This window comes from Companilactobacillus futsaii JCM 17355, assembly GCF_001435505.1.
In the GTDB taxonomy this organism is placed as follows: domain Bacteria; phylum Bacillota; class Bacilli; order Lactobacillales; family Lactobacillaceae; genus Companilactobacillus; species Companilactobacillus futsaii.
In genome coordinates this window covers 1-24,065 of sequence record NZ_AZDO01000050.1, presented here as the reverse complement: position 1 = coordinate 24,065, position 24,065 = coordinate 1, and the positions used below count along the sequence as shown (strand labels likewise).

Annotated in this window: 21 protein-coding genes; 16 read left to right on the top strand and 5 right to left on the bottom strand. The window is 35.2% G+C overall.

Annotated features, from left to right (window positions below):
* Positions 1–32: 32 nt before the first annotated feature.
* Positions 33–893, bottom strand: coding sequence for an NAD(P)-dependent oxidoreductase (locus tag FC88_RS04620; RefSeq protein WP_057813268.1), 861 nt, complete (start codon positions 891–893; stop codon positions 33–35).
* 222 nt (positions 894–1,115) lie between these two features.
* On the opposite strand from FC88_RS04620, the gene FC88_RS04615 reads away from it, so the two are divergent.
* The 7 genes from FC88_RS04615 (at position 1,116) to FC88_RS04585 (ending at position 9,410) form a co-directional block, all read left to right on the top strand.
* The gene (locus tag FC88_RS04615) at positions 1,116–1,967 is read left to right on the top strand and encodes a YitT family protein (protein WP_057813266.1); all 852 of its coding nucleotides are present in this window, start codon (positions 1,116–1,118) and stop codon (positions 1,965–1,967) included.
* Between the two features lie 80 nt (positions 1,968–2,047).
* On the top strand, positions 2,048–2,629 hold the full coding sequence (locus FC88_RS04610) for an NAD(P)H-dependent oxidoreductase (RefSeq protein WP_057813265.1): 582 nt from the start codon (positions 2,048–2,050) through the stop codon (positions 2,627–2,629).
* A gap of 352 nt (positions 2,630–2,981) precedes the next feature.
* Positions 2,982–4,595: an LTA synthase family protein gene (locus tag FC88_RS04605; RefSeq protein ID WP_057813262.1), complete on the top strand. Its 1,614-nt coding sequence runs from the start codon at positions 2,982–2,984 to the stop codon at positions 4,593–4,595.
* 81 nt (positions 4,596–4,676) lie between these two features.
* Complete coding sequence (locus tag FC88_RS04600) at positions 4,677–6,557, top strand: LTA synthase family protein (RefSeq protein ID WP_057813260.1); 1,881 nt, start codon at positions 4,677–4,679, stop codon at positions 6,555–6,557.
* 97 nt (positions 6,558–6,654) lie between these two features.
* Positions 6,655–7,764, top strand: coding sequence for a DMT family transporter (locus FC88_RS04595; RefSeq protein WP_057813258.1), 1,110 nt, complete (start codon positions 6,655–6,657; stop codon positions 7,762–7,764).
* A 113-nt stretch (positions 7,765–7,877) separates the two neighbouring features.
* A complete protein-coding gene (locus FC88_RS04590) occupies positions 7,878–8,789 on the top strand; it encodes an aldo/keto reductase (protein ID WP_057813257.1) in 912 nt (303 codons plus the stop codon).
* Between the two features lie 24 nt (positions 8,790–8,813).
* A complete protein-coding gene (locus FC88_RS04585; protein WP_057813255.1) occupies positions 8,814–9,410 on the top strand; it encodes an NAD-dependent epimerase/dehydratase family protein in 597 nt (198 codons plus the stop codon).
* 78 nt (positions 9,411–9,488) lie between these two features.
* On the opposite strand, the gene FC88_RS04580 is transcribed toward FC88_RS04585, so the two are convergent.
* Positions 9,489–10,154, bottom strand: a complete 666-nt coding sequence (locus tag FC88_RS04580) for an ABC transporter ATP-binding protein (RefSeq protein WP_057813253.1) — start codon at positions 10,152–10,154, stop codon at positions 9,489–9,491.
* On the bottom strand, positions 10,154–11,218 hold the full coding sequence (locus FC88_RS04575; RefSeq protein WP_057813251.1) for an ABC transporter permease: 1,065 nt from the start codon (positions 11,216–11,218) through the stop codon (positions 10,154–10,156). Before FC88_RS04575 ends, FC88_RS04580 begins: the two co-directional genes overlap by 1 nt.
* 117 nt (positions 11,219–11,335) lie before the next feature.
* Between FC88_RS04575 and FC88_RS04570 the strand changes: the two genes are divergently transcribed.
* From FC88_RS04570 to FC88_RS04550, 5 genes are all read left to right on the top strand, one after another.
* On the top strand, positions 11,336–11,896 hold the full coding sequence (locus tag FC88_RS04570; RefSeq protein WP_057813249.1) for a TetR/AcrR family transcriptional regulator: 561 nt from the start codon (positions 11,336–11,338) through the stop codon (positions 11,894–11,896).
* 98 nt (positions 11,897–11,994) lie between these two features.
* Complete coding sequence (locus FC88_RS04565; protein ID WP_057813247.1) at positions 11,995–13,617, top strand: APC family permease; 1,623 nt, start codon at positions 11,995–11,997, stop codon at positions 13,615–13,617.
* 445 nt (positions 13,618–14,062) lie between these two features.
* A complete protein-coding gene (locus tag FC88_RS04560; RefSeq protein WP_057813245.1) occupies positions 14,063–15,691 on the top strand; it encodes an APC family permease in 1,629 nt (542 codons plus the stop codon).
* 130 nt (positions 15,692–15,821) lie between these two features.
* The gene (locus FC88_RS04555; RefSeq protein WP_057813243.1) at positions 15,822–16,352 is read left to right on the top strand and encodes a DUF1836 domain-containing protein; all 531 of its coding nucleotides are present in this window, start codon (positions 15,822–15,824) and stop codon (positions 16,350–16,352) included.
* Positions 16,353–16,357: 5 nt separating this feature from the next.
* On the top strand, positions 16,358–17,206 hold the full coding sequence (locus FC88_RS04550; RefSeq protein WP_057813241.1) for a DegV family protein: 849 nt from the start codon (positions 16,358–16,360) through the stop codon (positions 17,204–17,206).
* 46 nt (positions 17,207–17,252) lie between these two features.
* Here the strand turns inward: FC88_RS04550 and FC88_RS04545 are convergent, their stop codons facing one another.
* Complete coding sequence (locus tag FC88_RS04545) at positions 17,253–17,852, bottom strand: TetR/AcrR family transcriptional regulator (protein WP_057813238.1); 600 nt, start codon at positions 17,850–17,852, stop codon at positions 17,253–17,255.
* Positions 17,853–17,984: 132 nt separating this feature from the next.
* On the opposite strand from FC88_RS04545, the gene FC88_RS04540 reads away from it, so the two are divergent.
* From FC88_RS04540 to FC88_RS04525, 4 genes are all read left to right on the top strand, one after another.
* Positions 17,985–18,671 (top strand): hypothetical protein, encoded by a 687-nt coding sequence (locus tag FC88_RS04540; RefSeq protein ID WP_057813236.1) that lies wholly within the window; start codon positions 17,985–17,987, stop codon positions 18,669–18,671.
* Positions 18,671–19,639, top strand: coding sequence for an SIR2 family NAD-dependent protein deacylase (locus FC88_RS04535; RefSeq protein ID WP_057813234.1), 969 nt, complete (start codon positions 18,671–18,673; stop codon positions 19,637–19,639). The genes FC88_RS04540 and FC88_RS04535 overlap by 1 nt, the downstream gene beginning before the upstream one ends.
* A gap of 61 nt (positions 19,640–19,700) precedes the next feature.
* A complete protein-coding gene (locus FC88_RS04530) occupies positions 19,701–20,186 on the top strand; it encodes a PH domain-containing protein (protein WP_057813232.1) in 486 nt (161 codons plus the stop codon).
* Positions 20,176–21,603, top strand: a complete 1,428-nt coding sequence (locus FC88_RS04525) for a PH domain-containing protein (RefSeq protein WP_057813230.1) — start codon at positions 20,176–20,178, stop codon at positions 21,601–21,603. Before FC88_RS04530 ends, FC88_RS04525 begins: the two co-directional genes overlap by 11 nt.
* Positions 21,604–21,684: 81 nt before the next feature.
* Here the strand turns inward: FC88_RS04525 and FC88_RS04520 are convergent, their stop codons facing one another.
* Positions 21,685–24,000: an ABC transporter ATP-binding protein/permease gene (locus tag FC88_RS04520; RefSeq protein WP_057813228.1), complete on the bottom strand. Its 2,316-nt coding sequence runs from the start codon at positions 23,998–24,000 to the stop codon at positions 21,685–21,687.
* Positions 24,001–24,065: the final 65 nt, after the last annotated feature.

The following is a 24,065-nucleotide window of genomic DNA, read 5'->3' as shown; positions in this document are numbered from 1 at the left end:
ATAATTTTGAGTTATTCTGTTGGAGTTTTTAATTACCATAATTTAATTAAAGCTTGTGTACCGTCATTTCCGAGGCCTTTTTGATCGACCAAGGTTTCATAAAGTTTCTTAGCTTGTTTAGTAGCTGGCAAGTCTAAGCCCATTTTTTCACTTTCATCCAGAGCAATCCGAAGATCTTTAAGGAAATGCTTAGAATAAAAGCCCGGTTTGAAATCGCCTTTGAGGATTCGTGGACCGTAATTTTCTAGGCTCCAGTTATCTCCGCCGCCACCTTCAACAGTTTCGAGAACTGATTGTAAATCCAATCCAGCAGCTTTAGCATAAACAAACATTTCTGTTAAACCAGTCATCGTGCCAGCAATCATAATTTGATTAGCCATCTTTGCATGTTGTCCAGATCCATATGAGCCAAAGTAGTGATAAGTTTTGCCGATGATATCAAAGATAGGCTTGAGAGTTTCAAAAGCTTTTTTACTGCCACCGACCATAATAGTTAATTTACCATCACGAGCACCAACGTCACCGCCTGAAACAGGAGCATCGATTGATTCAACGTTCATTTCTTCAGCCTTTTGACCGATTTTCTTAGCCAAAGTGGGTGTACTAGTTGTCATGTCAACGATAATCTTACCGGCACTTAATCCGGCAAAGATACCGTTGTCTTTAAAATAAACATCTTCAACATCTTGTGGAAAACCGACCATGGAAAAAATTATGTCGGCATTTTGTGCAACAGTTTTAGGATCAGAAAACCATTTAGCACCTTCATTAATCAGAGGTTCAGCCTTTGATTTTGTTCTAGTATAAATATCAACATCATAGTTAGCTTTTAAGAGATTATTGATGATACCGCTACCCATAACGCCAGTACCAATGAAACCAATTTTTTGCATATTATTTCCTCCAATTATCAAGTTAATTATATTATACGAAAAATCTTCTAGTTAATGATATGATTGCCCTATTTATTAACCATAGTTGTTTGCTATAATTCAGTTGATGTTGTTAATTAAGTTAGTGTTAAATTTTATCGTCCGTTCCAGCCAAATTTTCTTTGCTATGGAGGACGGAAGCATACATTAACAAAAACAAATAGAGATAAGGAGGGGTATTTCGTGAAATTTATTAAGGACTACTATAAAAGTATATTGGCAGCTTTGTTTTATGGAATAACCTCGGCTTTGGGTATTCAGTTACTCTTGCAGCCGGCAAAACTTTATACTAGTGGTGTTACTGGTGCATCACAGTTAATAGTGAACTTGTTGAATGAGTTCGCACATATGAGTACACCTGTTTATCTATGGTACGTTTTATTAAATTTACCATTGATTATTTTGGCTTGGTTAAAATTGGGTAAGAAGTTTACCATCCTTTCAATCATCTCAGTCGCTTCAGCTTCATTATTTATTTTATTTATACCGTTATATCCAATTACTAAAGATCCATTACTTTCAGCCGTCTTTGGTGGAATCCTATCAGGGGCTGGAATTGGTTTGTGTTTTCGTTATGGATTTTCAACTGGTGGTACCGATATTATCGCTTTGATTGTCCAAAGAAGTACGGGTCGTTCAGTTGGTCAAGTTAGCTTTGCCATTAATGCTGTTATTATTACGATTGCTGGTTTTGCCTTTGGATGGGAACTAGCATTGTATACAATTATTTCTATTTATATTACTAATATGGTAATAGATAAAATGTATATCCAACAACAGAAAATTACTGTTACAGTTTACAGTCATAGAGTTGATGATATTGCAAAAGAATTACTCAAGTCGCTTAATCGTGGTTTAACACTTGATTATCACTTGCGCGGCGCATATTCCGGTGAGGAGATTGGCTCTATTACGATGGTTTTAACTAAATATCAATTGTTCTTTGCCAAAAAGATTATCTTAAAAGAAGATCCACAAGCGTTTATCAATATTCAACCAACGATGTCGATTGCTGGTAAATTTAATGATAATTAAAATATAATAAATAAAAATATTTATTAGGTCTGGAAATCGGTTACAATAGAGCTTAATGTAAAGTATGAAGGAGATTTAATATGAAAACTGTTATTTATACTCATCCATACGCGGGAAGTTTTAATCATGAAATTCTAAACAGATTAACTAATTCATTTTCGAAAAATGATGAAGAATTCGAAATAATCGACCCTTACAGTGATCATTTTGATCCAGTACTTTCTGAAGAAGATTTGAAAGTTTATAGTCAAGGTCAAACTAACGATGAATTAGTTAGACGATATCAACGAAAAATCGCAGCATCAGACGAATTAGTTTTTATTTTTCCAATCTGGTGGCACAATCTACCGGCCATGTTGAAGGGCTTTTTGGATAAAACGATGCTGAGTGGCTTTGCATATAACGAAGATAATGGTTGGAAAGGTCTATTGACTAACATCAAGAAGGCTACCGTTATAACGACTTCAACGGTAACTAAAGAATACTTAGAAAATGATTGTGGCAATCCAATTCAAAATGTTTTTATTGCACGAACATTGAATGACTTAGGAATTGATCCTCAGACGGTTAATTGGATCCACTTTGGCCAAGTTAATACGACGACTGATCAAATACGAGAAAAGTATTTAGATGATTTACCTAATTTATATGCGAATAAGTAAAAATAACGCCGATTAGACTTTTTTAGTTTAATCGGCGTTATAATATCTCTAATACTATAGTAATTATGAGGGCGTTTTAATGCACAAAAAGAGAAGGAATAATTTAGGTTGGTTACAGTTAATATTTATGATATTAGCTTCTTTTTTGATAGGCTTTTGCTTAAATTGGGCTCAAACGGGCGACTTAATATTTACCAAACAAATAGTTTTTAGGACTAATTTGAATACGTATTTACTTACCACGGCAATTATTTTCATTATTTATTTAGGATTATATGGTTTATTCAATCGCTTCTTTTATGCTTCAGCGGTGTTTTTCGTGTTCTTTTTCATTTATGCGGTGGCTGACAGAATGAAAGTAATCTATCGTTCTGAACCGATTTTGCCAAGTGATTTATTGTTATTGAAAAACACCAAATCGTTATTAGCAATGTTGACACCAAAACTTATTGTGACCGTATTAGTAGCGTTGATTATCGTTATAGCGGTCTTTGTTATTCTAGAATTGCGATTTGGTAAAAGGATGTTACGCTTCAAACCAATTACAAGATTGATTTTTGTAGGACTGACAGCGCTCAGTATTGGTATTTTTTATACCGCAAATGATAATAATTCGTTCACTTATCGTTTATTGGCGGCTTCGGGATATACTAATTTAGATTCAAATATTAATAAATCGGCCAATACCAACGGTCCAATGCTGACATTTTTAGGTAATATGTATGTCAATATCATGGAAAAACCACAGGATTATAGTCAACAAACAATGTCAAAAGTCGTCAAAAAATATCAAACACGAGCTAAAGAGATAAATAAAAAACGTGATAATAATAATCTATCTGATCAGACTTTGATTTTTGTCCTTAGTGAAAGTTTCTCTGATCCAACTAGAGTTCCCAATCTTAAGATGAATCAAGATCCGATGCCTAATATCCGTAATCTTGAGAACACGACTACTTCAGGATTGATGATGAGTTCTGGATATGGTGGGGGTACTGCTAATATGGAGTATATGACTTTAACTGGTTTGGCCTTGAATCAATTCTCCAATTCGTTACAATCTCCATATACTCAAGTAGTTAACAAGCAAGAAAATCCAATTAATATCGCTAATAGTTTTAAAACTGCCAGCGCTATTCATCCTTATCATGGTAATTTTTATAATCGCAATACGGTTTATAAAAGTTTTGGTTTTCAAAGTTTCCGCAATATTGATACGACTGGTGATGAAGCATTGAAATATTCGACTATTTTGCCAGGAATGGAATATATCAGCGATGAGTCTGCATATGATGATGCATTATGGCAAGTTAATCACGTTAATAATGGGCAATTTATCAACTTAGTTACAATGCAAAATCATATGCCTTATATGAATAATTATAGTGATAACCAATTTTCTAATACCGGCTCAGCTATTTCGAATAAAAATCGTGACCAAGTTAACAACTATGCTAAAGGTTTAAGTTATACCGATAATGCTACGAAGGAATTCTTAGATAGTTTGGATAAGATAGATAAACCAATCACTGTTGTATGGTATGGCGACCATCTCCCAGGTATTTATGATGGCAACGATATGTACAAATACAATATTGCTCAACATCAGACTGATTATTTTGTCTATAGTAATAAATACGCTCGTGACCACAATCAAGGTACAACTAAGATAACCGATGCTACCAAGGTCACTGATCCAAATGGCTTTATCCCGCTAGCCTTGAAACAAATGAATCAAAAAGTGACACCTTATTACGCTCTTTTAACTGAGGTTCAAGAAGAATTACCCGCTATGGCAAGAAATATCGATGATTCTAGTAGTAATTTGTATGTTAATGAGAAAAGTAAGCAAGTTAAAGAATCAGATTTAACACACAAACAAAAAGAATTGCTTCAAGATTATCGTTTAGTCCAGTACGATTTAACAGCTGGTAAAGGATATACTCAAAAAATAATTAATAAATAAGGACGAATCGAGAAATCGGTTCGTTTTTTTTGTAAATTTAAATTAGAATATTAATATACATTCAATAGAGGACATGGGGATATGCATATTAAAAAGTCTGTTTTTATTTACTTGTTACAATTTTTGTTTATGTTATTTTCCGTCGCATTAGTGGGGTATTTGCTTCATCTGTCACAAACAGTTGATGTTAAAGCTACTAATGAAGCAGTTTTTCACACTAATGTAGCGGCGTACTTATTAACAATTACGATTTTGTTTTTATTGTATTTAGCAGTTTATGGTTTAATTAACCGTTTCTTTTATGCGACAGCTATTTATTATATTTTCTTTGGAGTTTATATTGTGGCTAATCGTTTGAAAGTGGCATATCGCAATGAACCAATTATGCCAAGTGATTTGGCGCTTTTAAGAAGTTGGAGGCAATTATTCTCCATGATTAGTTGGAAAATAGTTGCTTTGGCTATTATTAGTTTTGTAATTGTAATAGGTTTTTGCATCTTTTTAGGGAAACATTTTTCGGATAAGACTTTACGTTTTAATCTAATTACAAGAATCATTTTAGTCATCTTGGGAGTAGCTACTATCGGGTCGTTTTATAACGTTGATAAAGAGGGCTCTTTTATGAACAAAGTTACTGCCAAAACTGGTTACATCAACTTTGCACCAAATATTAGTTTGATTGCCAACACTACGGGTCCACTATTGCCATTTTTGGGGAATATTCACACTGATATTATGGATAAACCAGCAAATTATAATCAAGAAACAATGCAAAATATTTTGCACAAGTATCAAAAATCCGCTCAACGAATCAATCGAAAGCGTCCTAATAATGATTTAAATAAGCAAACTTTGATTTTTGTCTTGAGCGAAAGCTTTTCTGATCCAGTGAGGGTTCCAAATGTTACGCTCAATCAAGATCCTATTCCTAAGATCAATCAAATCAAACAAGAGAATACCTCAGGATTAATGTTGAGTTCTGGATACGGTGGTGGAACGGCCAATATGGAATACATGGCTTTTACGGGTTTGGCTTATAATCAATTTGCCAAATCTTTACAATCGCCATATACGCAATTGGTAGTTAATCAAGATCATCCTATCAACATTATTAATAGTTTCGATTATGCGGCAGCTATTCATCCATACTATGGGAATTTTTATGATCGTGATATCGTTTATCCTAAATTAGGATTTGATAAATTCAAGAATTTTCAAACCAAAGGTAAAAATGCCTTGGAGTATAAATCCAAGCTTAGTTACAGTACTTTTATCGATGATAAATCTTCCTATAAAGAGACTTTGAAGCAAATCAACGCCAGAAAAAAGGGACAGTTTATTAGTTTAGTAACGATGCAAAATCATATGCCATTTAATGTATCGTATGATAATAATCAATTTACATATAAAGGTTCAGCGGCGGGGATTCCACTACAAGTTGGCAATTATGCTAAAGGAATTAATTATACTGATGACTCGACTAAAGAATTTTTAGATAAATTGGATACTATCAAAAAACCAATCACGGTTGTTTGGTATGGTGATCATTTGCCAGGATTGTACGATAAAAATTCCATGGAAAAATATAACGTCGTTCAACATGAAACTGATTACTTCATTTATAGCAATAAATATGCTTTGAATCATAATTATGGCACTAAAAAAATTGAGCAAAATACAGCTATAACTGATCCAAATGACTTTATTCCAATTGCTTTAAAACAAATGAAACAAAAAGTTACACCTTATTATGCTTTGTTGACTAAGGTTCAGGAGAAATTGCCAGCTACTGCTAAAAACAGTGTTGGTAAAGATGAAGATTTGATGGTTGATCAAAATGGTAAGCAAATTTCTGACAAACAATTAACCAAATCACAACGTCAATTACGAAAGGAATATCAATTAGTTCAATACGATTTAACAGCTGGCAAGGGATATATCAAGAATAAGATTAATAAATAATATTTTTTAGTATTGAAAACACTTTCATTTTTTGGAACCCTTTTCGTAGGAGTACACTTAACGTATTCACTTACAAAAATGGGGATGAAATTAAGTTTTGAATTTTAAGGGTTTTCTATACATATTGATACCAACATTTCTTTTCAGTTCAATGGAAATTGCATTAAAGATTGCTGGTGGACAGTTTAATCCAATCGAGTTGAATTTTATTAGATTCTTGATTGGTGGACTAGCCCTCTTACCATTTACTATTCTTTACCTTAAGAAGAACAATGTAAAAATATTTAAATCTGGTTGGGGTCGTATCGCTTTGACAGGATTTGTCATCGTTGTAGTAAGTATGACCTTGTATCAAATCTCAATCGGAATGGCAAAGGCCTCGGTTATTGCTATCATGTTGAGTGCTAATCCAATTTTTGGTTTGATTATCGGATTCGTGTTCCTCAAAGAAAAATTATCGAGAACTAATGTTTTAGCATTGATTTTAACGTTAGTCGGTTTATTGATTATTATTAATCCATTCCACTTATCAGGTGCTATGGGAATCATGTTAGGTTTATTATCATCAATTATCTTCGGTGTTTATGGCGTTATGTCACGTGTTTATGGTAGCAAGATTGGCTTGAACGGTCTTTCAATGACTTGCTTGGCCTTTTTGTTCGGTGCCGCTGAATTAGGTATCTTGATGGCTATCAGTCATGTACCTGCTGTTGCTAATGCCATTCCAAGTAATTTTTCACAATTTAGTAACATCCCATACTTCCAAGGAATTTCCTTACAAACCTTGCCATTGATCTTATATATTTCAATCTTAGTCACAGGTGTGGCTTTTGGATTGTACTTCCTATCAATGGAAAAAGTTGGTATCTTGCAAGCTTCATTGATTTTCTTAGTTAAGCCTGCATTAGCACCAGTCTTGTCACTGTTAATTTTGGGTGAGGCAATGACTGCTAATACTATTTTTGGTATTGTGGTTATCTTGCTTGGTTCATTAGTAACACTAATGGGAGAAAAAATTGCTTACCGTGTTATGGCAATCTTCAGACGTAACAATCCTGAAGCTCATCAAGAAGTGGACGAATTGGAAGTTGTTAAAGATAAAATTGAAAACAGTGAACTTGCCAAACGTCGTAAGGCCACTGAAGAAGCTGTCCGTGATACTCTTGAATCAAAAAAAGAGAATCGAGAATTACCTTCTGAAGACTAAAATATTGATTAATGAGATTATGCAAATTATGCATAATCTTATTTTTTTGCAAAAATTTGAGCTATTATGAAGGTAGCGGTTTCAAACGACCCAATATTAAGGAGGCTTTGCGAATGGATAACTTAATTAAAATTGGAAATACTGATGTAACTAGCAAAAAGATTGGTCTTGGGACTAACAAAGTTGGTGGCCACAATCTATTTGATAATTTAAAAGATGAAGATGGCTATGATGTTGTCAAAGAAGCTATCGACAGTGGTATCACGACGTTAGACACGGCTTTTATGTATGGACTCGGACGTTCTGAAGAAATTATTGGCGATGTGATCCAAAATTATGATCGTAGTAAATTAGTCATCGCTACAAAAGCTGCGCAAGATCCTGATAATGATTTGAAATATAATAATAGTTCTGAATTTTTGAAGAAGTCAGTTGATTTAGCCTTGAAGCGTTTGAAGACTGACTATATTGATATTTTCTATATTCATTTTCCAGATGAGAAGACGCCTAAAAATGAGGCGGTAGTGGCTTTGGACGAACTCAAACAAGCAGGAAAAATTAGAGCCATTGGAGTTTCGAATTTCTCACTAGAACAAATTAAAGAAGCTAATCAAGATGGTTTAGTTGATATCGTCGAAGATAATTACAGTTTGGTACATCGTGATGCCGAGCAAACTTTGTTCCCATATTTGAGAAAGAATAATATCTCGTTTGTACCATATTTCCCATTGGCTTCAGGTTTGTTGACGGGTAAATACAATACTTCTGATTATAAGAAATTTGAGCAATATTCTAAGGACGAGTTCGATAACATTTTGAAGTCGATTGCAGTTGTTCAAAAGATTGCTAATAAGTATGATGCAACCATTGCTCAAGTAGTTTTGGCATGGTACATGAAGAATCCAGATATTTCTATCGTGATACCTGGAGCTAGAAAACCAACCCAAGTCGATCAAAATGTTAAGTCTTTGAGTGTTGAATTAGGTAACTCTGATTACCATGTGATTGATGAAGCATTTGAATAGTTTTAAATTGAAAGGATTTTAATTATGGCAAGAAAAGTAGTAATTTTTGGTGCAAACGGATTCGTAGGTGGCGAGTTCGCTAAACAATTTATCGAAAATGGAGATTCGGTTACGAGTGTTTCTAGAACTGGTGAACCTTTGGGCAATGAATTATGGTATAGCAAAGTTGACTGGAAGATTGGTAATGCCTTGGGCACTGGTTTTTGGGAAAACTATTTGAAAGATGCTGACGTAGTTGTTGATACGATCGGCGAATATCAAGAAAATCAAAATGAAGATTTAACTTTTGAAAAGGTTAATTACCAAAGTGCTTTAAATATCGCCGATGCAGCTGAAAAGAATAAAGTTCCAGTCTTCGTTTACATTTCCGCTGACGATATTCCTGGTGCTAATAAACGTTACATCAGTACCAAACGTGATGCTGAAGACAACTTGAATAAACGCAGCTTTAGAACAGTTATCATGAGACCAGCCACGATGGTAACTGACGATGATAAAGTTGATTCTGACTCTAGATATCGTAGTTTACCTGTCAGCATGGTAGCTTTGGCAGCTTTGGATGCTGTTGATAATGATAAGGAAAACGTTACTTTAGATGTTGAAGATATTGATAAATTATAATTATTCGAGTTGATATAAATACAAAAGACACCATAATACTCGCAAGTGAGTTGTTATGGTGTCTTTTATTAGTAATTGTTATTGAACTTTCTTCAGTTTACCGTCTTCAATTTCCCAAATTGTATCGACTAAATCAAGCACTCGTTCATCGTGAGTTACCATAACGGCAGCTTTGTTTTCTTGATGAACAGTCTGTTGAATAATGGAAACGACCTCGTGACCTCTTTGGGAGTCAAGACTAGCAGTTGGTTCATCGGCTAAAATCAAGTCTGGTTGATTGATAAAGGCTCTGGCGATTGCAACTCTTTGTTTTTCGCCACCAGATAAGACGTTTGGATAATTATTGAGACGTGAATTTAGCCCCAACTTGTCGAGAATCTCTATAGCATCGACTGGTTTTTTGGAAGAGATTTTTTGAATAAACTGTAATTGGTCTTTGATTTTTAAGTAGGGAATCAAGTCAGAATTTTGGAAAATAAAGCCAATTTGATTGAGTCGAATCTCAGTTTGTTTTTTCTTAGATAGTTGGCTGATATCTTGACCATTTAAGAGAATCTGTCCAGAAGTAGGTGTCAATAAAGCACCCATGATTGTCAGTAAAGTACTTTTACCAGCACCACTAGGACCAACGATAGCTGCGAATTCTCCTTGATTAACTTGAAAAGAGACGTTCTTTAAAACTTCGTTGATATTTTGTCCATCAGGATAGTTTTTGATGATATTTTTTAATTCTAGAACTGGCATTAGTTATTACCTCCGATTGCAGAAATTGGATCTACTTTGACAACTTTGATTAATGATAGTAAAGCACTGATCAAAGTGATGGCTAAAAAGAGCAGCCCAGTGCCAAGCAAGATTGTTGTGCCCAAGTTAAATGGCATTGAAGCAGGCATGTAAAGTGAGATGCCATAAGTAACTCCTGAAGCAACTATGATAGAAACAAGAGAGAGAATTCCCATTTCTGATAAGACGTGCTTAACTAAATATGAAGTTTTGGTTCCAAGAGCTTTTAGAGTTCCAAAGTCGCTTAATTTTTGTAAATTGATAATGTAGAAGAAGACAGCCAGTACGAATAAAGAAATAATGTAAAGGAAGCCAATCATTAAGTAGAGCGAACCTTGTTCAGCTGAATATCCAGGGATAGCATCAATTAAATCTTGTTGACTAATAACTTGATAGCCAGATTTTTTAGAAATTCCACTCTTTAAAGCAATAGTATTGAAATTAGTATTTGGTGAAAGTTTTTGAGCTTGTTTTTGGTTTAGATAAATTACTGGTGTATGTGAATAAGCTTTGTTGTCAGTAAAACCAGCAATTTCAAAAGTTGTTTTGGTAGCTGGATCTTTGAATTTGTCCCCAAGTTTATAACCGGAGGATTTTAATTTATCGCTGACTACGACTTGGTTATTATTAGCGTTCTTTAGTTTTTGACCAGAGATAGTTGTGGGATTCAAAAAGCTGTTAGCGTCAATTATGAAATAGGCAATGTCAGTCTTTTTGCTGGCATTGTTAGCTTGTTGAATCGACATTTGCGAAACGCTCAATTTGGCAGCCTTATTGTGATATTTATCTTGAAATTTTTGCCAATCTTGCTCAGTTAATTCGGAGCGGTTCAATCTAGATTCAGAACCTTTTTGCAAAATAAAAGTTTGAGCATTGGTTTCTTTAATAGCTGAGCCAGAATCGTTTGCAAGACCACTAGCTAGACCAGTAATGAACAAAACTAAGAAAACAATTAGAAAAATGATGAGTCCTAAAGCTGAAAATTTTAATTTTTCGTGTAATAATTCTTTTAATGTGAGAAACATATTATCTACCTCCTGAGTAACTCTATCTTATGGAGGAATGGTTTTAGGAACAATAAACAATGGTAGCGGTTATGTGTTTTAATGCACAGAAATTATGATTTTGTGAAGGAGATTTGTATGAATGAAAATGATCGTCGGACCAGACGGACTCAAAAATTGATTCGAGATAACTTCATTGACTTGATGGAACAAAAACCAATCAACGAGATTACGATTCAAGAAATTACTGACAAGGCTGATATAAATCGGCGGACATTTTATTTGCATTTCACGGATATTTACGATTTATTGAGTAAAACTGAAGATTACGTCATGGATCACTTTGCCCAGATGTTGCTAAATTTTGAAGCACCAGCGAATAATGAAGTTATTGGTCCAGAATTTTTCCGAACGGTTATGGCTTATATCGGTGAAAATCAAAGAATGATCGGCGTCTTGTGTCAAAATCCTGATTCGAAATTAATGCAGAAGTTGATTGAATTGACGATTACTAATGGTAAAAAAGTCATTCCGTTCGTTCATCCGGAAAATAGTGATTATATTCTTAATTACTGTTGCTGGGGAATGGTTGGCGTTTTGCATACAGCTTTGCGTCAAGGAAAGTTTGATATTACAAAGCTATCCGATTTAGCAGATAATTTATTGACCAGTACCTTAAAGGCTGATGGAATAGCATAAAATTAATTAGGAAAACGCTTTTGTCTATGTATGTAAACTAATAAGTTGTAAAATTAAAACTTGTTTTTAGGACAAATTTACATATATAGGGGTTTATTATGGAAGAACTAGAACCAAATAAGAAGTACATCTCCTGGCCAGTTTTGGCGCTGATGGACTTCGTTACCGTAATTGGCTTTGATGATTTAGCTTACAACTTTCAGAGTCAAGGGATGGGAGTCATTACATCCTGGATTATCATGCTATTCTTGTACGTCATTCCTTATTCATTGATGGTGGGACAATTAGGATCTACCTTCAACAAGGAAGGTGGCGGTTTGACTTCTTGGATTAGAGGTACGAATGGTGAATTTTTGGGATATTTCACTGCTTGGACTTATTGGGCGGCCTCGATTCCTTACGTTGTCGATACGGCCAATTCGTTAGTCGTTGGTTTGGGTTGGACTTTCAATGGAAATGCTAGCTTGCAAAATCACATGTCTAACGGTTGGTTTGCTTTTTGGACTTTGGTAGTATTCGTAGTCTTTATTTTCACTCAATCACGTTTCAAGCATTCATTGGAAGTTTTGAGTACGATCGGTGGAGTGGCTATTTTTGGATTGACGGTTTTATTCGTTTTCATGACTTTTGCCGGACTAGCTATGGGTGGACACATTGCCACTCAACCATTTACGATTCACACAATTATTCCGAAATTTAATTTGCATTACTTAACTACTTTGGGACTTTTGATTTATGCGATGAATGGAGCTGAACTGATAGCACCGTTCGTTACTAAGATGCGTCATCCAAATAAAGAATTTCCCAAAGCAATGATCATGTTGGCTGCAATGACGGCGTTCTTGACTATTTTTGGATCATTCTCATTGGGTGTTTTCTTCAATGCTTATCATTTACCAAAAGATTTGAAGATGAATGGTGCTTACTATGCTTTCCAAGCTTTGGGTAATCAATATCATCTAGGTAATACTTTGTTATACGTTTATGCTTTAGCAGAAGTGTTCTATTTAGCAGCTTTGTTAGCTGTTTTATTAGATGCAATGACAAGAATGTTGATTTCTGACACTGGTAATCGTTATATGCCACAAGTTTTGAAGAAAACTAATTCAGTTGGTTTGCCAGTTAATGGATACTTGCTAACTTGTGGTTTGAGTGCCTTCATTATGTCACTAGGTATTTTCTTGCCAAGTATGAACGATATTTTTAACTGGCTCTTAAACTTGAACGGAATTATTTCTCCGGGTGTAACTTGCTGGGTTTTCTTTGCTTTCATTAAGATTCGTCAAGATAGTGAAAAGTATCCATCCGATTATGTCTTCATTAAAAATGACAAAACTGCTTTGACAGTTGGTTGGTGGTGTTTGATAGTTACTGCCGTTGCGACAATTTTTGGTATCGGACCTCAAGACGTAGTTTTCGCCTCATCAACATGGTGGTACGAATTGATCATCAACTTTGTTTCTATCATTGTCTTGATTGGACTAGGTTTGATCTTGCCATACGTAACTCGTCGTGAAGAACGCAGTACTAATGGTTCAGCCTTTACACGCTTACAATGGACGGGAATTCTGGCAGTTATCTTCTTGACGATTGTCGGTGACTTGTATTTGGGTGGTTCAAATCACGCTTACAATATTCACGGAATCGTAGCACTTAGTGTTGTAGGAATTTTGTTAGTAATCTTGTTTGGTTGGAAAGAACATAATTTGAAAGTTTACTAATCTTCGTTGTCATTTATTATTTATTTTGACAAATTAAAAAACGCGTTTATTCAGATTTGGAGACAGATCTGAGTAGATGCGTTTTTTTAGTATTATTAAAAGTTAAACCACCATTTTCTTCGCTATGGAGGACGGCATACCACCACCAACTAAACTTTTAATGCTATCTTTTTTTTGCAAAAATGTAGGCAAATCAGGAGAGAAAATATTTATATATCACTCCCATATCTTTTATGGTAAAATATTTCGAGTTGCTTATTTTCCATAATGTACACCAAAAGGTCAATCTTTTTAGATTGCGGTCATGTCGGGTAAGTAAGCGCTTAAAATTATTTGATGTTTTTAGATCATTTTCCTACTATTCAACCGAAAGTATTGTATATTTGAATTAACCGTTAGGTGAGTAAATTAGAAAGATGATTTATTTTCACTTGAGGAAAACGCCATGACAGAATTAAATACAAAGAAGAGATACATCAGCTGGCCAGTGTTGGCCCTTATGGATTTTGTTACCGTAGTTGGATTCGACGATCTGACTTACAATTTCCAGAATCAAGGGATGGGCGTTATTACGTCCTGGATCATTATGATTCTCATGTATGTTATTCCGTATTCGTTGATGGTTGGACAATTGGGATCCACCTTTGACGATGACGGTGGAGGATTAACTTCATGGGTAAGAGAAACTAGTGGGGAGTTTTTGGGATATTTTGCTGCCTGGACTTATTGGGCTGCTTCGATTCCGTATGTTGTTGATACTGCTAATACGATTGCGGTCGCGTTAGGTTGGGTCGTTAACGGGAATGCTAACTTGCAGACGCAAATGTCTAATAGTAATTTTGCCCTGTTCACTTTGTTGATCTTTGTATTCTTTATAATCATTCAATCCCGTTTTGAACATTCGTTAGAAGTACTGAGTACGATTGGTGGAATTGCCATGTTCGGGATGACAGTTCTTTTCGTAGTTATGACCGTCACTGCTTTAGGGATGGGTGGCCACATTGCGACTAAGCCTTTAACTGTTCATACGATCGTACCAACTTTTAACTTACATTATTTGACGACTCTAGGATTTTTGATTTTTGCTATTAATGGAGCTGAGAGAATTGCACCCTTTGTTACGAAGATGCGTAACCCTAATCGTGATTTTCCTAAAGCGATGATCATGTTGTCAGTTATGACCGGATTTTTAACTATCTTTGGTTCATTTTCATTGGGAGTATTTTTCAACGCGTACCATTTGCCAGATGATTTAAAAATCAACGGCTCATATTATGCTTTCCAAGCCTTAGGTCAAAGGTTCCACATGGGAAATACTTTGATGTACGTATTTGCTTTTACTGAAATTTTTTACTTAGCTGCTTTGTTGGCCGTCTTGTTGAATGCAATGACGAGAATGTTGATCTCTGATACGGGTAATCGTTACATGCCTAAGTTTTTGCGAAAGACCAATTCCGCTGGATTGCCAATTAATGGTTATATTTTAACGGTTGGCTTGAGTGCCTTTATTATGTTCTTAGGTATTTTATTACCTAATATGAAAGATATCTTCAACTGGTTGTTAAATCTAAACGGAATCATTTCACCGGGAGTAACTTGTTGGATCTTCTGGTCCTTCATCAAGATCAGAATGAATGACGATAAGTATAAATCGGGCTATGTTTACATTAAAAATAAAAAACTTTCGCTCGCTGTTGGTTGGTGGTGCTTGATTTTGACTGGTGTGGCAACTGTTGCTGCAATCGGTCCACAGGATGTGCCATTTGGATCAACAATGTGGTGGTATGAGTTAGTTATTAATTTCGTAGCCATTATTGTTTTAATCGGGCTCGGATTTGTACTACCATACATTACGAAGAGAGAAAGACGCAGTCAGACTGGAACTGCCTTTACGAGGATTCAGCGTATCGGTATTTGGATAGCCGTTCTAGGTACCTTAGTTGGAGATTTGTATTTAGGCGATATCAATTTCAGTCGTAATATTGGTTATATCATTTTATTGACCGCTGCCGGTTTAACTCTAGTGGTTGCCATGGGTTGGCGGGAGCATGATTTGAAGGAAAGTCTTGAATAGTATTCAAGGCTTTTTTTGATACAATAAGAGAGGAATCAGAATAAAATCACATCTAGTTTTTAAAACTAGATTGAATAGTTAAGATAACTATGTTAAATTATAAAAGTAATTACAAAAGGAGCGCTTTCTTATGGATGAATTACAAGACTGGTTAGACAAGGTAGAGGCCTATCACATGCCAAGGTTTGAGGATTTGCCAGAACTAGATCTGTACCGTGATCAACTATTGACACTAGTTGATAAATATATTGGATCCGTTTGGTTGGAGGATGGTCCCGTTGTCACCACATCAATGGTCAATAATTACGTGAAGAATGGTTTATTGCCTCATCCAGAAAAGAAGCGATATACTCGTGAACATTTAGCATATTTGATTGCCATAACTTTTTTGAAACAAGTAGTTTCAATCAACGACATTGAAGAAGGTCTGAAGGTAATGACACGTTTAAACGGTGGTATTGCCCAAGCATATGATTTCTTTTGTGAAAAACAAGAAATAGCTTTACGAATGTTGAATCATCGTGAAGAGAAACAAGCTTTATCTGAAAAGGATCAATCTTCAGCTTATTTGATGGTCGAGATGGTGACAATGGCTTTTGCCACGAAACTAATTACGAAGAAAATATTAATGATTGAAAACAATTCAGATGAAAAGAGTTAATTAGAATGGAAAAGATTGCTGTATTGGTAGATTCTTGTTGTGATTTGCCTAAAGAATATCTCAAAAAGGCTGGTATCTATGAGTTACCAATGCAAATTGCTTACCATGACAAAACTTACTTGGACCGGGTTAATATTTCGGCTGAAGAAGTTTACAAAAATTTACCCGTTGAAATTCCTAAAACTTCATTGCCATCAGGTGAATCGATTCAAAAGACTTTGGATCAAATCGCTAATGATGGTTACACACAGATTATGTCAATTTCGGTTTCGTCAGGTTTGAGTGGGACATTTAATTTTTTGAAAGTCTTTCTAGATGATGATGATCGTTTTGTTTCTAAATATTTTGATACGAAACAAGTTGCTATTGCTTCTGGTTTGATTGCCATTGGTGCCAAAAACTTGGTTGATGAAGGTAAGACTTTAAATGAAGTTGCTGCTGCAGTGGAGAAGATGTGCCAAAACGCCATGGTCTACTTCTGTATTCCAACTTTGACTTACTTAAGAGCTGGTGGTCGAATCAGTGCGGTTGCTTCTGCAGTTGGTGGAATGTTAAAACTAGCACCAATCGTCACTTGTACACCTGAAGGTACTTACACGATTGCCGCCAAAGCTCGTGGTATGAAAAAAGGTCAAAAGATGATGCTTGGTTATGCTCAAGATTTCATCAATGATGGTGATAAATACATGATTGGTATTGGTCATGGAGCTGATGAAGCCGGTGGTCAACACATGTTAGATATTTTGCATGACAACGGTATTAAAGGACAACAAGAATTTACTGAACAAGTTGGACCCGCTTTAGGAGTTCATACTGGTCCCGGTTTGATTGGGATTGCAGTAGTTAAAATATAAAAAAAGGCATTACTTAGTAGTCAATTGATTACTAGGTAATGTCTTTTTATTTGGAATTATTTTTTCTAATAGATTCATAACCAGCACTGGTGAATTGATTGAGTAATTGTAATTCACGATACCAATCATCGTCTTTAATGAAATGATGACGTTTGTTGATGGCAAAAGATCCGTGGATTGAATAGTTAAACAATAATTCTGCTTCCGATTCATTGAGACCAGTTCGCTTCTGAATAGATGGAACGAGTTTATCTTTTTCATGAGCGACGATGCGACCAATAATATAATCATTCAAACTGGGGTCCATTAATAACTTACGATATTTACTAGAATCGGCAATTCGTTGGCAGGCCGGTAAAAGAGATTCATTTTCTTTCAATAAATCCAAACTAGCAGTTGGATCGATAGTTGTATTGGATTGATTATTGTCGGTGAATAGTAAGGCATCATCCAAAACTGCATTCAAGACGGCTGTTAAGTTGTCAAAATGGGCATAAAAAGTCGAACGGGTCATATCCGCATGACGACATAGCTTGGCAACATTGATTTGGGGGTATGGCTCTTGATTGATTAGTTCCAAAAAAGAATCCTTAATGGTACTGATTGTATAAATGGTTCTACGGTCTAGCTTTTTTGTATTAGACATATTTTCTCCCTTACACTTTTGAAAATATGTTATGAAATTAGGCAAATTCACAAAAGTGTTCTTAAATTCAAAAAATGATTTTCATACACTGTGTACGTAATTGTACTATATGGAGGATAAAAAGGAAAATAAATGAACACAAAAATAAAAGAAGTTAAACATTTAATTGATCAGAGCGATGCACTTTTAATCAGTGCTAGCAATGGTTTGTCGATTGCTGAAGGATATAATATTTTTGCTGATGATGATAATTTCGAAAAATATTTTGGTCATTTCAACATTCTTTACGGAATTAATAGTTTGATTCAAGGTGTCTTTGCACAGATTCCGACGCCAGATCATCAAGAATTCATGCGTAAAGTACATCAATATTTAATCGATGATTATCAAAAGACCGAAATCTTTGCAATGTTGAAGCAAATTGTTGATCAAAAAGATTATTTTGTCGTCACATCTAACGCTGATACGCATTTTCAATTAAATGGATTTGATCCTGGAAAAATCTTCGAAATAGAAGGAAATTTCGATCAATTAGAAATGCAATCACCACAGTGGCAAAAACAAAAACAACGTTTTGACCAATCTGTCAACCAATATGCTGACAAAAAAGTCGTTCAACTTGAATTAGGAATCGGTTCACGAAATAAGTTGATTAAGCAACCTCTGATGAAGGCTGTTAGTCAACTACCTTCGTGGAATTATGTGACGCTCAATATGGTAAATGAGATCATGATTGCACCAGAAATAGAATCAAGGTCCATCGCTTTACCGGGAGATATCGAAACTACATTTAAAGATTTATTGAAGGAGAATAAATAATGGCTCAATCATTTTATGAACAATTAGTAATGAAGACACAAATGAATTATCAACAATTTTTTAACGTTTACGCTAGTGGCAAGACACCAGTTAAATTGACGGAAAAGCCAATGTTGCCATATGAAGAACAAGTACAGATCTTAGCGGATAAAATCAAAGAAGCTGATCACATTATCGTTGGGGGAGCTTCAGGTTTGTCAGCTGCCGGTGGTGGTGATTTTTACTACGAAGACAATGCCTCATTTAGAAAGTATTTTGGGAAGTTTGCTGAGAAATATGGTATTAAAGGAGCTTTTTCGGGAATGCAATATCCTTGGCCTAGTCGTGAAGAATATTGGGGTTATTTAGCTACTTTCTTATATACGACTCAACACGCTGAAATTAGAAAGCCATTTTTGGATCTTCAAGAAATTTTAAAGGATAAAGATTATTTTATTTTAACGACTAATCAAGATACTCAAGCAATCAAGGCTTTTCCTGAAGAAAAGGTTGCTCAAATTCAAGGAGACCATCGTTATTTCCAATGTTCACAACAATGTAGTGATGAAGTTTGGGATGCAGTCAAGCCGGTTGAAGAAATGATTCAAGCCATGGGGGATGACACTAAAGTCCCAACTGAATTGATTCCTCACTGTCAAAATTGTGGTGCTGAAGCTTTTCCTTGGGTACGTGGTTACGGTAATTTTCTTGAGGGAACTAGATATCACCAAGAGTACCAAAAGATATCTGACGATGTTTTGAATCATTTGCATGATGACCATCTTTTGTTGATCGAGCTAGGTGTAGGTCGCATGACTCCAATGTTTATTCAAGAACCTTTCTGGGGATTAACAGGTAGTCTTGACGGTGCCTATGACGTTATGATTAACCGTGATTATCAATTTTTGCCAGAAGAAATTGAGGACAAGGGTCAGGCTATTAAGGGCGATATTGCTCAAGTATTGGATGACGTCAAAGCTGCCATGTAATTTTGGAACTCTGAAACTTTTTTGATATGATTAAGAAAAATTAGTTTTAGGGGGATTAATAATGGAACAGGTGGAGAAACTACCGTCGTCGATCAAAACGATTTGGCAGATTAAGGCTTTAATTACTTTGGGAATTTGGCTAATAATTGCCGTAGCACTACTTGTAGGAAAGAACTGGGCCAGTGGATTTTTTGAACAATTTCTATTTGGGGCTAGTTTGGCAGCACTAATCATAGGCGTATTGAATTTTGCTTTTGATATGGGATTAGTTAATTACCATTGGAATTATTGGACTTATTTTATTGATGGACGACAAGTTGAACTGCACCATGGTTTCTTCTTTCGTAAACAAATTATTATTCCAATTGCTCGTGTGCAAAATGTTACCCTGAAACAGGGACCAATTTTACGTCTCAAGAAATTACAAAAAGTTGTCGTTGAAACAGCAGCTGGAGCGGAAGATATTGCAGGATTAGATGAAAAAACGGCTGATAAACTAAAAGAATTGATCATGAAATTAGCGCAGGAGGCCAGAAATGACATCTAAACCGAGACGAATGCATCCCGCAGCGCTAATTTTTTTGACGTACACTTCAATTCGAAGCGTGATTATTCCTTTAATAATTTTGGCAATTGGGATGAATAACGATAATACTCAATTTCAAAAGATTATTATCGTAATCGTTGCTGTACTAATCATTTGGTCAGTTGCCGATATTTTTGTCGATTATTTTATGTACACTTATCAACTGCTTGAGAGTGAAATTGTCATTAGAAGTGGTTTATTCGTCAAAAAAGTCAACCACGTGCCATACAAGAGAATTCAAAATATCACAACTAACCAGTGGTTCTTTTTAAAACCATTTAAATTAGTAGAGTTAGAGATTGAAACAGCTGGTCATTCAGAAACTTCAGAGGTATCTCTAAAAGCCGTACCTAGTAGTCTTAAAGATGAAATCAATCATCTAAGAGATGGTGTCCAAGTCGTTGAAGATATTAAACCGGTTGCCAAAAATACTTATCAAATTTCTTGGTCTGACTTATTGTCATTTTCTTTAACATCACCTGCTTTTCTTAGTGGATTATTAGTTGTTTTGGCCGCTTATGGTAAAATTTCCGATTTAATCAATGACCAATTTTATGCAGATATGGCAACTAAAGCGGCTGGTTTAGGTTTTCTAGTGGTAGTCTTTTTAGCCATATTAGTAGTTGTGATTTTTTACATCGGTTCAGCGTTAATTTTGATTGCTAAGTATTATCACTTTCGACTGACAGAAAACGATGGGCAATTCGTAATTGAGCGTGGCTTGTTCCAGACTAAGAAGACGACGATTGCAACTGAGCGGATTCAAGCTATCGTTATTAAGCAACCGTTAATGCGAAGTTTTTTGAAGATTGCGACGATTCAATTAGTGATAGTGTCAAATTCTAATCAAGGCGATACAGAAAAGGGCATCATCGTAATGCCAGTAATTAAGACAGATAAGATTCCGCAATTTATGACACATTTTTTTAAGAGTGTTCCGTTTGCTATTCCAGAATTTCAACCACAGAAATTTACGTATTTTTATAATTTCAGAAATTACAGCTTGTGGTCCTTGCCGATATTAATTATTTTGATTGCAATTTTACACAACCACATTTTAATCACGGTAATTTTAACGATGGTAGTTTTGATTTTGTGGAATATTCCAGCTTATCTTAAGTCCAAGCGCTCTAAGGTAACAGTTTTAAATCGAGACTATATTTTCTTGCAAAATAGTTCTTTAATGACTAAACAAACGATGTTCATCCCTAAAATGACGATTCAATTTTTAAAGCGACGTAATAGTTTGTGGCTAGAGAAAAAGCAAATTGCTGGTTTAACAGTCAACGTACGCTCCGGCATTGCTAAGCGAAGTTTTAATGTAGATTATCAAAAACAAGCCGATATTGATTCCGTTTTGAAATGGTATAAAGAATAATTGTAATTAATTTAGATGCTTGCTGTCTGTAATAAAAACTCCTCAAAATTTTAATTAATTTTGAGGAGTTTTTATTATGAATTATTCAGATCTAAGTGCTGTAGCAGCATCTTTTTTAGCCGCCATCTTAGCAGGAATGTGACCACCTAAAACAGTTAGAATCGTACTGATAATAACCAAGACGATTGCATGAACTGGATTTAGTTGTGAGACATTCTTCAGATCAGTCATGTTTTGCAAGATGATATTGATTGGGAAAGTTGCCAACCAAGCGATGATAACACCAAGTAGTCCGGAAGAAACACCTAAAATAGTAGTTTCAGCATCGAATACGCGAGTAATATCTTTCTTTCTAGCACCCAAAGCTTTTAGAATACCAATTTCTTTAGTTCTTTCTAGCACTGAAGTGTAAGTGATGATAGCAATCATAATCATACTTGTTACTAGAGATATTCCGGCGAAGGCTACTAAGACATATGTGATAGCATCCATCAAGCCACCAGTTAAGTTAGAAACTTGACCAGCTAAATCAGTATAGATAACTTTATTTGATTCCTTCTTGCCCTTGTTGTATTTATCTAAGTAACTTAGAACCTTATCTTTATCCTTGAAAGTATTAGGGTAAATCAAGATACTTGCAGGAGTTGTTGAACCACCAAGATAACTAACTAACGAAGTCTTAGTTGTATCATCAACATTGCTACCAGTTAAGACGTTACTGTCACTAGCTTTTTGAGCTTGGACGATGTCAGAATTCTTGTTAGTTTGGATGATATCTTGAGTTAATTTGTCACTGTAAGCAATTCCTGAAGCAAGAATGTTTTCAGATGACTTGGATTTAACTTTCAAAATACCAGCAATCTTAATAGTTTTGTTGTTAGCGTTGTTGTAAACGTCATTTAAATTAGAATTTGGTGTGTAAAGATTGTTGCTGACTTTATTGTAGTAATCATTGTTAGCAACGACCTTGAATTCTTTACCGACTAATTTGTTAAAGTCGATTTTTTGATTATCTTTAACGTTCATACCAAGGTTCTTTAGAGCGTTGATGTTGGTTGAATTATCGCGGTCAACTAACAAAATAACTTCATTCTCATTCTTAGGTAGAGCACCAGCAATAACTTTGTAGTGCTTCTTTAAGAAATTATTGTTGTTTGAAGATGGATACACGGAAGTTCCAATACCAGTTGATGAAGCCATAGCAGCAGACATGCCACTCATGGAATTAGAACTGTTAGTATTAGAGAATTGGGCTGTTTTAACTTTGCCGTCGTTCTTAGTCAAAAGATTCATACCAGTTGAATAAGTATAAGTGACGTTCTTACTCAATTCTGGATCTAAGTTCTTAATGTAATTTAAGTAATTCTTGTTTAATTTATTAGTATGAGTTGATTTCTCTTGTTGACTCAATTTGGAAGTAACTTTTTTGGAATTGGAGTTTTTCACTTTATCCACAGAAGCTGTCTGTTTAGAAGCAGTTTGCGAAATAGTAACCGGGAATTGTGCCAAAGTGTTACCTTGGGTTTTGTCAATTTGCTTTTGGAAACCAGACGACAAAGCTAAAACGATAGCGATACTGATAATACCAATACTTGAAGCAAAAGCCGTCAGAGCAGTTCTGGCTTTTTTAGTTTTCAAATTTGTGAATGACAATTTCAAAGCCGTCCAGAAAGTCATCTTAGTTTTCTTGAGTTCAAAATTATCTTTAGAAGCATCTTCAACGAAAGGATTTGAATCGTCAAGAATTTTGCCATCAGCAAAGTTGATAATACGGTCAGCATATTCTTTAGCCAAAGTAGGGTTGTGAGTAACCATGACAACTAATCGTTCAGCTGATAATTCTTTGATCAATTGCATGATTTCTTCACTGGTTTCAGTATCTAAAGCACCAGTAGGTTCATCACAAAGTAAAATTTCTGGGTCATTAGCAATCGCACGAGCAATCGCTACACGTTGTAATTGACCACCAGATAGTTGGTTAGGTTTCTTGTTGATATATGGACCTAAACCGACTCGTTCCAAGGCTTCGCGAGCTTTTTTCTCTTTTTCTTCACTAGGGACACCACTAAGCGTCATTCCCATTTCTACGTTATCTAGGATACTCAAATGTCCAATGATATTGTAGCTTTGGAAAATAAACCCAACGGAATTGTTACGATAAGCATCCCAGTCGGCTTCAGAAAAGTCCTTGGTAGATTTACCATTGATAACTAGATCCCCTGAATCGTAGATATCCAAACCACCGATACCATTAAGCATGGTCGTTTTACCAGAGCCACTAGGTCCTAAGATGGCTACGAATTCTTGCTTACGAAAAGCAACAGAAACGTCATCTAGAGCTTTTGTGACGGAATCACCAACATGGTAATACTTTTTAATATGTTTTAATTCCAGCATTAATTATTCGGCGAATTTTATAATCAAGTTAGCCACCTTAAGAAAAAATAAATAAAAAAAACACC

What these genes read in the sequence shown, in the direction of transcription:
- FC88_RS04620 (WP_057813268.1), bottom strand. Translation starts at nt 893, where the DNA reads ATGCAAAAAATTGGTTTCATTGGTACTGGCGTTATGGGTAGCGGTATC.
- FC88_RS04610 (WP_057813265.1), top strand. Translation starts at nt 2,048, where the DNA reads ATGAAAACTGTTATTTATACTCATCCATACGCGGGAAGTTTTAATCAT.
- FC88_RS04605 (WP_057813262.1), top strand. Translation starts at nt 2,982, where the DNA reads ATGAAAGTAATCTATCGTTCTGAACCGATTTTGCCAAGTGATTTATTG.
- FC88_RS04600 (WP_057813260.1), top strand. Translation starts at nt 4,677, where the DNA reads ATGCATATTAAAAAGTCTGTTTTTATTTACTTGTTACAATTTTTGTTT.
- FC88_RS04590 (WP_057813257.1), top strand. Translation starts at nt 7,878, where the DNA reads ATGGATAACTTAATTAAAATTGGAAATACTGATGTAACTAGCAAAAAG.
- FC88_RS04585 (WP_057813255.1), top strand. Translation starts at nt 8,814, where the DNA reads ATGGCAAGAAAAGTAGTAATTTTTGGTGCAAACGGATTCGTAGGTGGC.
- FC88_RS04580 (WP_057813253.1), bottom strand. Translation starts at nt 10,154, where the DNA reads ATGCCAGTTCTAGAATTAAAAAATATCATCAAAAACTATCCTGATGGA.
- FC88_RS04575 (WP_057813251.1), bottom strand. Translation starts at nt 11,218, where the DNA reads ATGTTTCTCACATTAAAAGAATTATTACACGAAAAATTAAAATTTTCA.
- FC88_RS04570 (WP_057813249.1), top strand. Translation starts at nt 11,336, where the DNA reads ATGAATGAAAATGATCGTCGGACCAGACGGACTCAAAAATTGATTCGA.
- FC88_RS04565 (WP_057813247.1), top strand. Translation starts at nt 11,995, where the DNA reads ATGGAAGAACTAGAACCAAATAAGAAGTACATCTCCTGGCCAGTTTTG.
- FC88_RS04560 (WP_057813245.1), top strand. Translation starts at nt 14,063, where the DNA reads ATGACAGAATTAAATACAAAGAAGAGATACATCAGCTGGCCAGTGTTG.
- FC88_RS04555 (WP_057813243.1), top strand. Translation starts at nt 15,822, where the DNA reads ATGGATGAATTACAAGACTGGTTAGACAAGGTAGAGGCCTATCACATG.
- FC88_RS04550 (WP_057813241.1), top strand. Translation starts at nt 16,358, where the DNA reads ATGGAAAAGATTGCTGTATTGGTAGATTCTTGTTGTGATTTGCCTAAA.
- FC88_RS04545 (WP_057813238.1), bottom strand. Translation starts at nt 17,852, where the DNA reads ATGTCTAATACAAAAAAGCTAGACCGTAGAACCATTTATACAATCAGT.
- FC88_RS04540 (WP_057813236.1), top strand. Translation starts at nt 17,985, where the DNA reads ATGAACACAAAAATAAAAGAAGTTAAACATTTAATTGATCAGAGCGAT.
- FC88_RS04535 (WP_057813234.1), top strand. Translation starts at nt 18,671, where the DNA reads ATGGCTCAATCATTTTATGAACAATTAGTAATGAAGACACAAATGAAT.
- FC88_RS04530 (WP_057813232.1), top strand. Translation starts at nt 19,701, where the DNA reads ATGGAACAGGTGGAGAAACTACCGTCGTCGATCAAAACGATTTGGCAG.
- FC88_RS04525 (WP_057813230.1), top strand. Translation starts at nt 20,176, where the DNA reads ATGACATCTAAACCGAGACGAATGCATCCCGCAGCGCTAATTTTTTTG.
- FC88_RS04520 (WP_057813228.1), bottom strand. Translation starts at nt 24,000, where the DNA reads ATGCTGGAATTAAAACATATTAAAAAGTATTACCATGTTGGTGATTCC.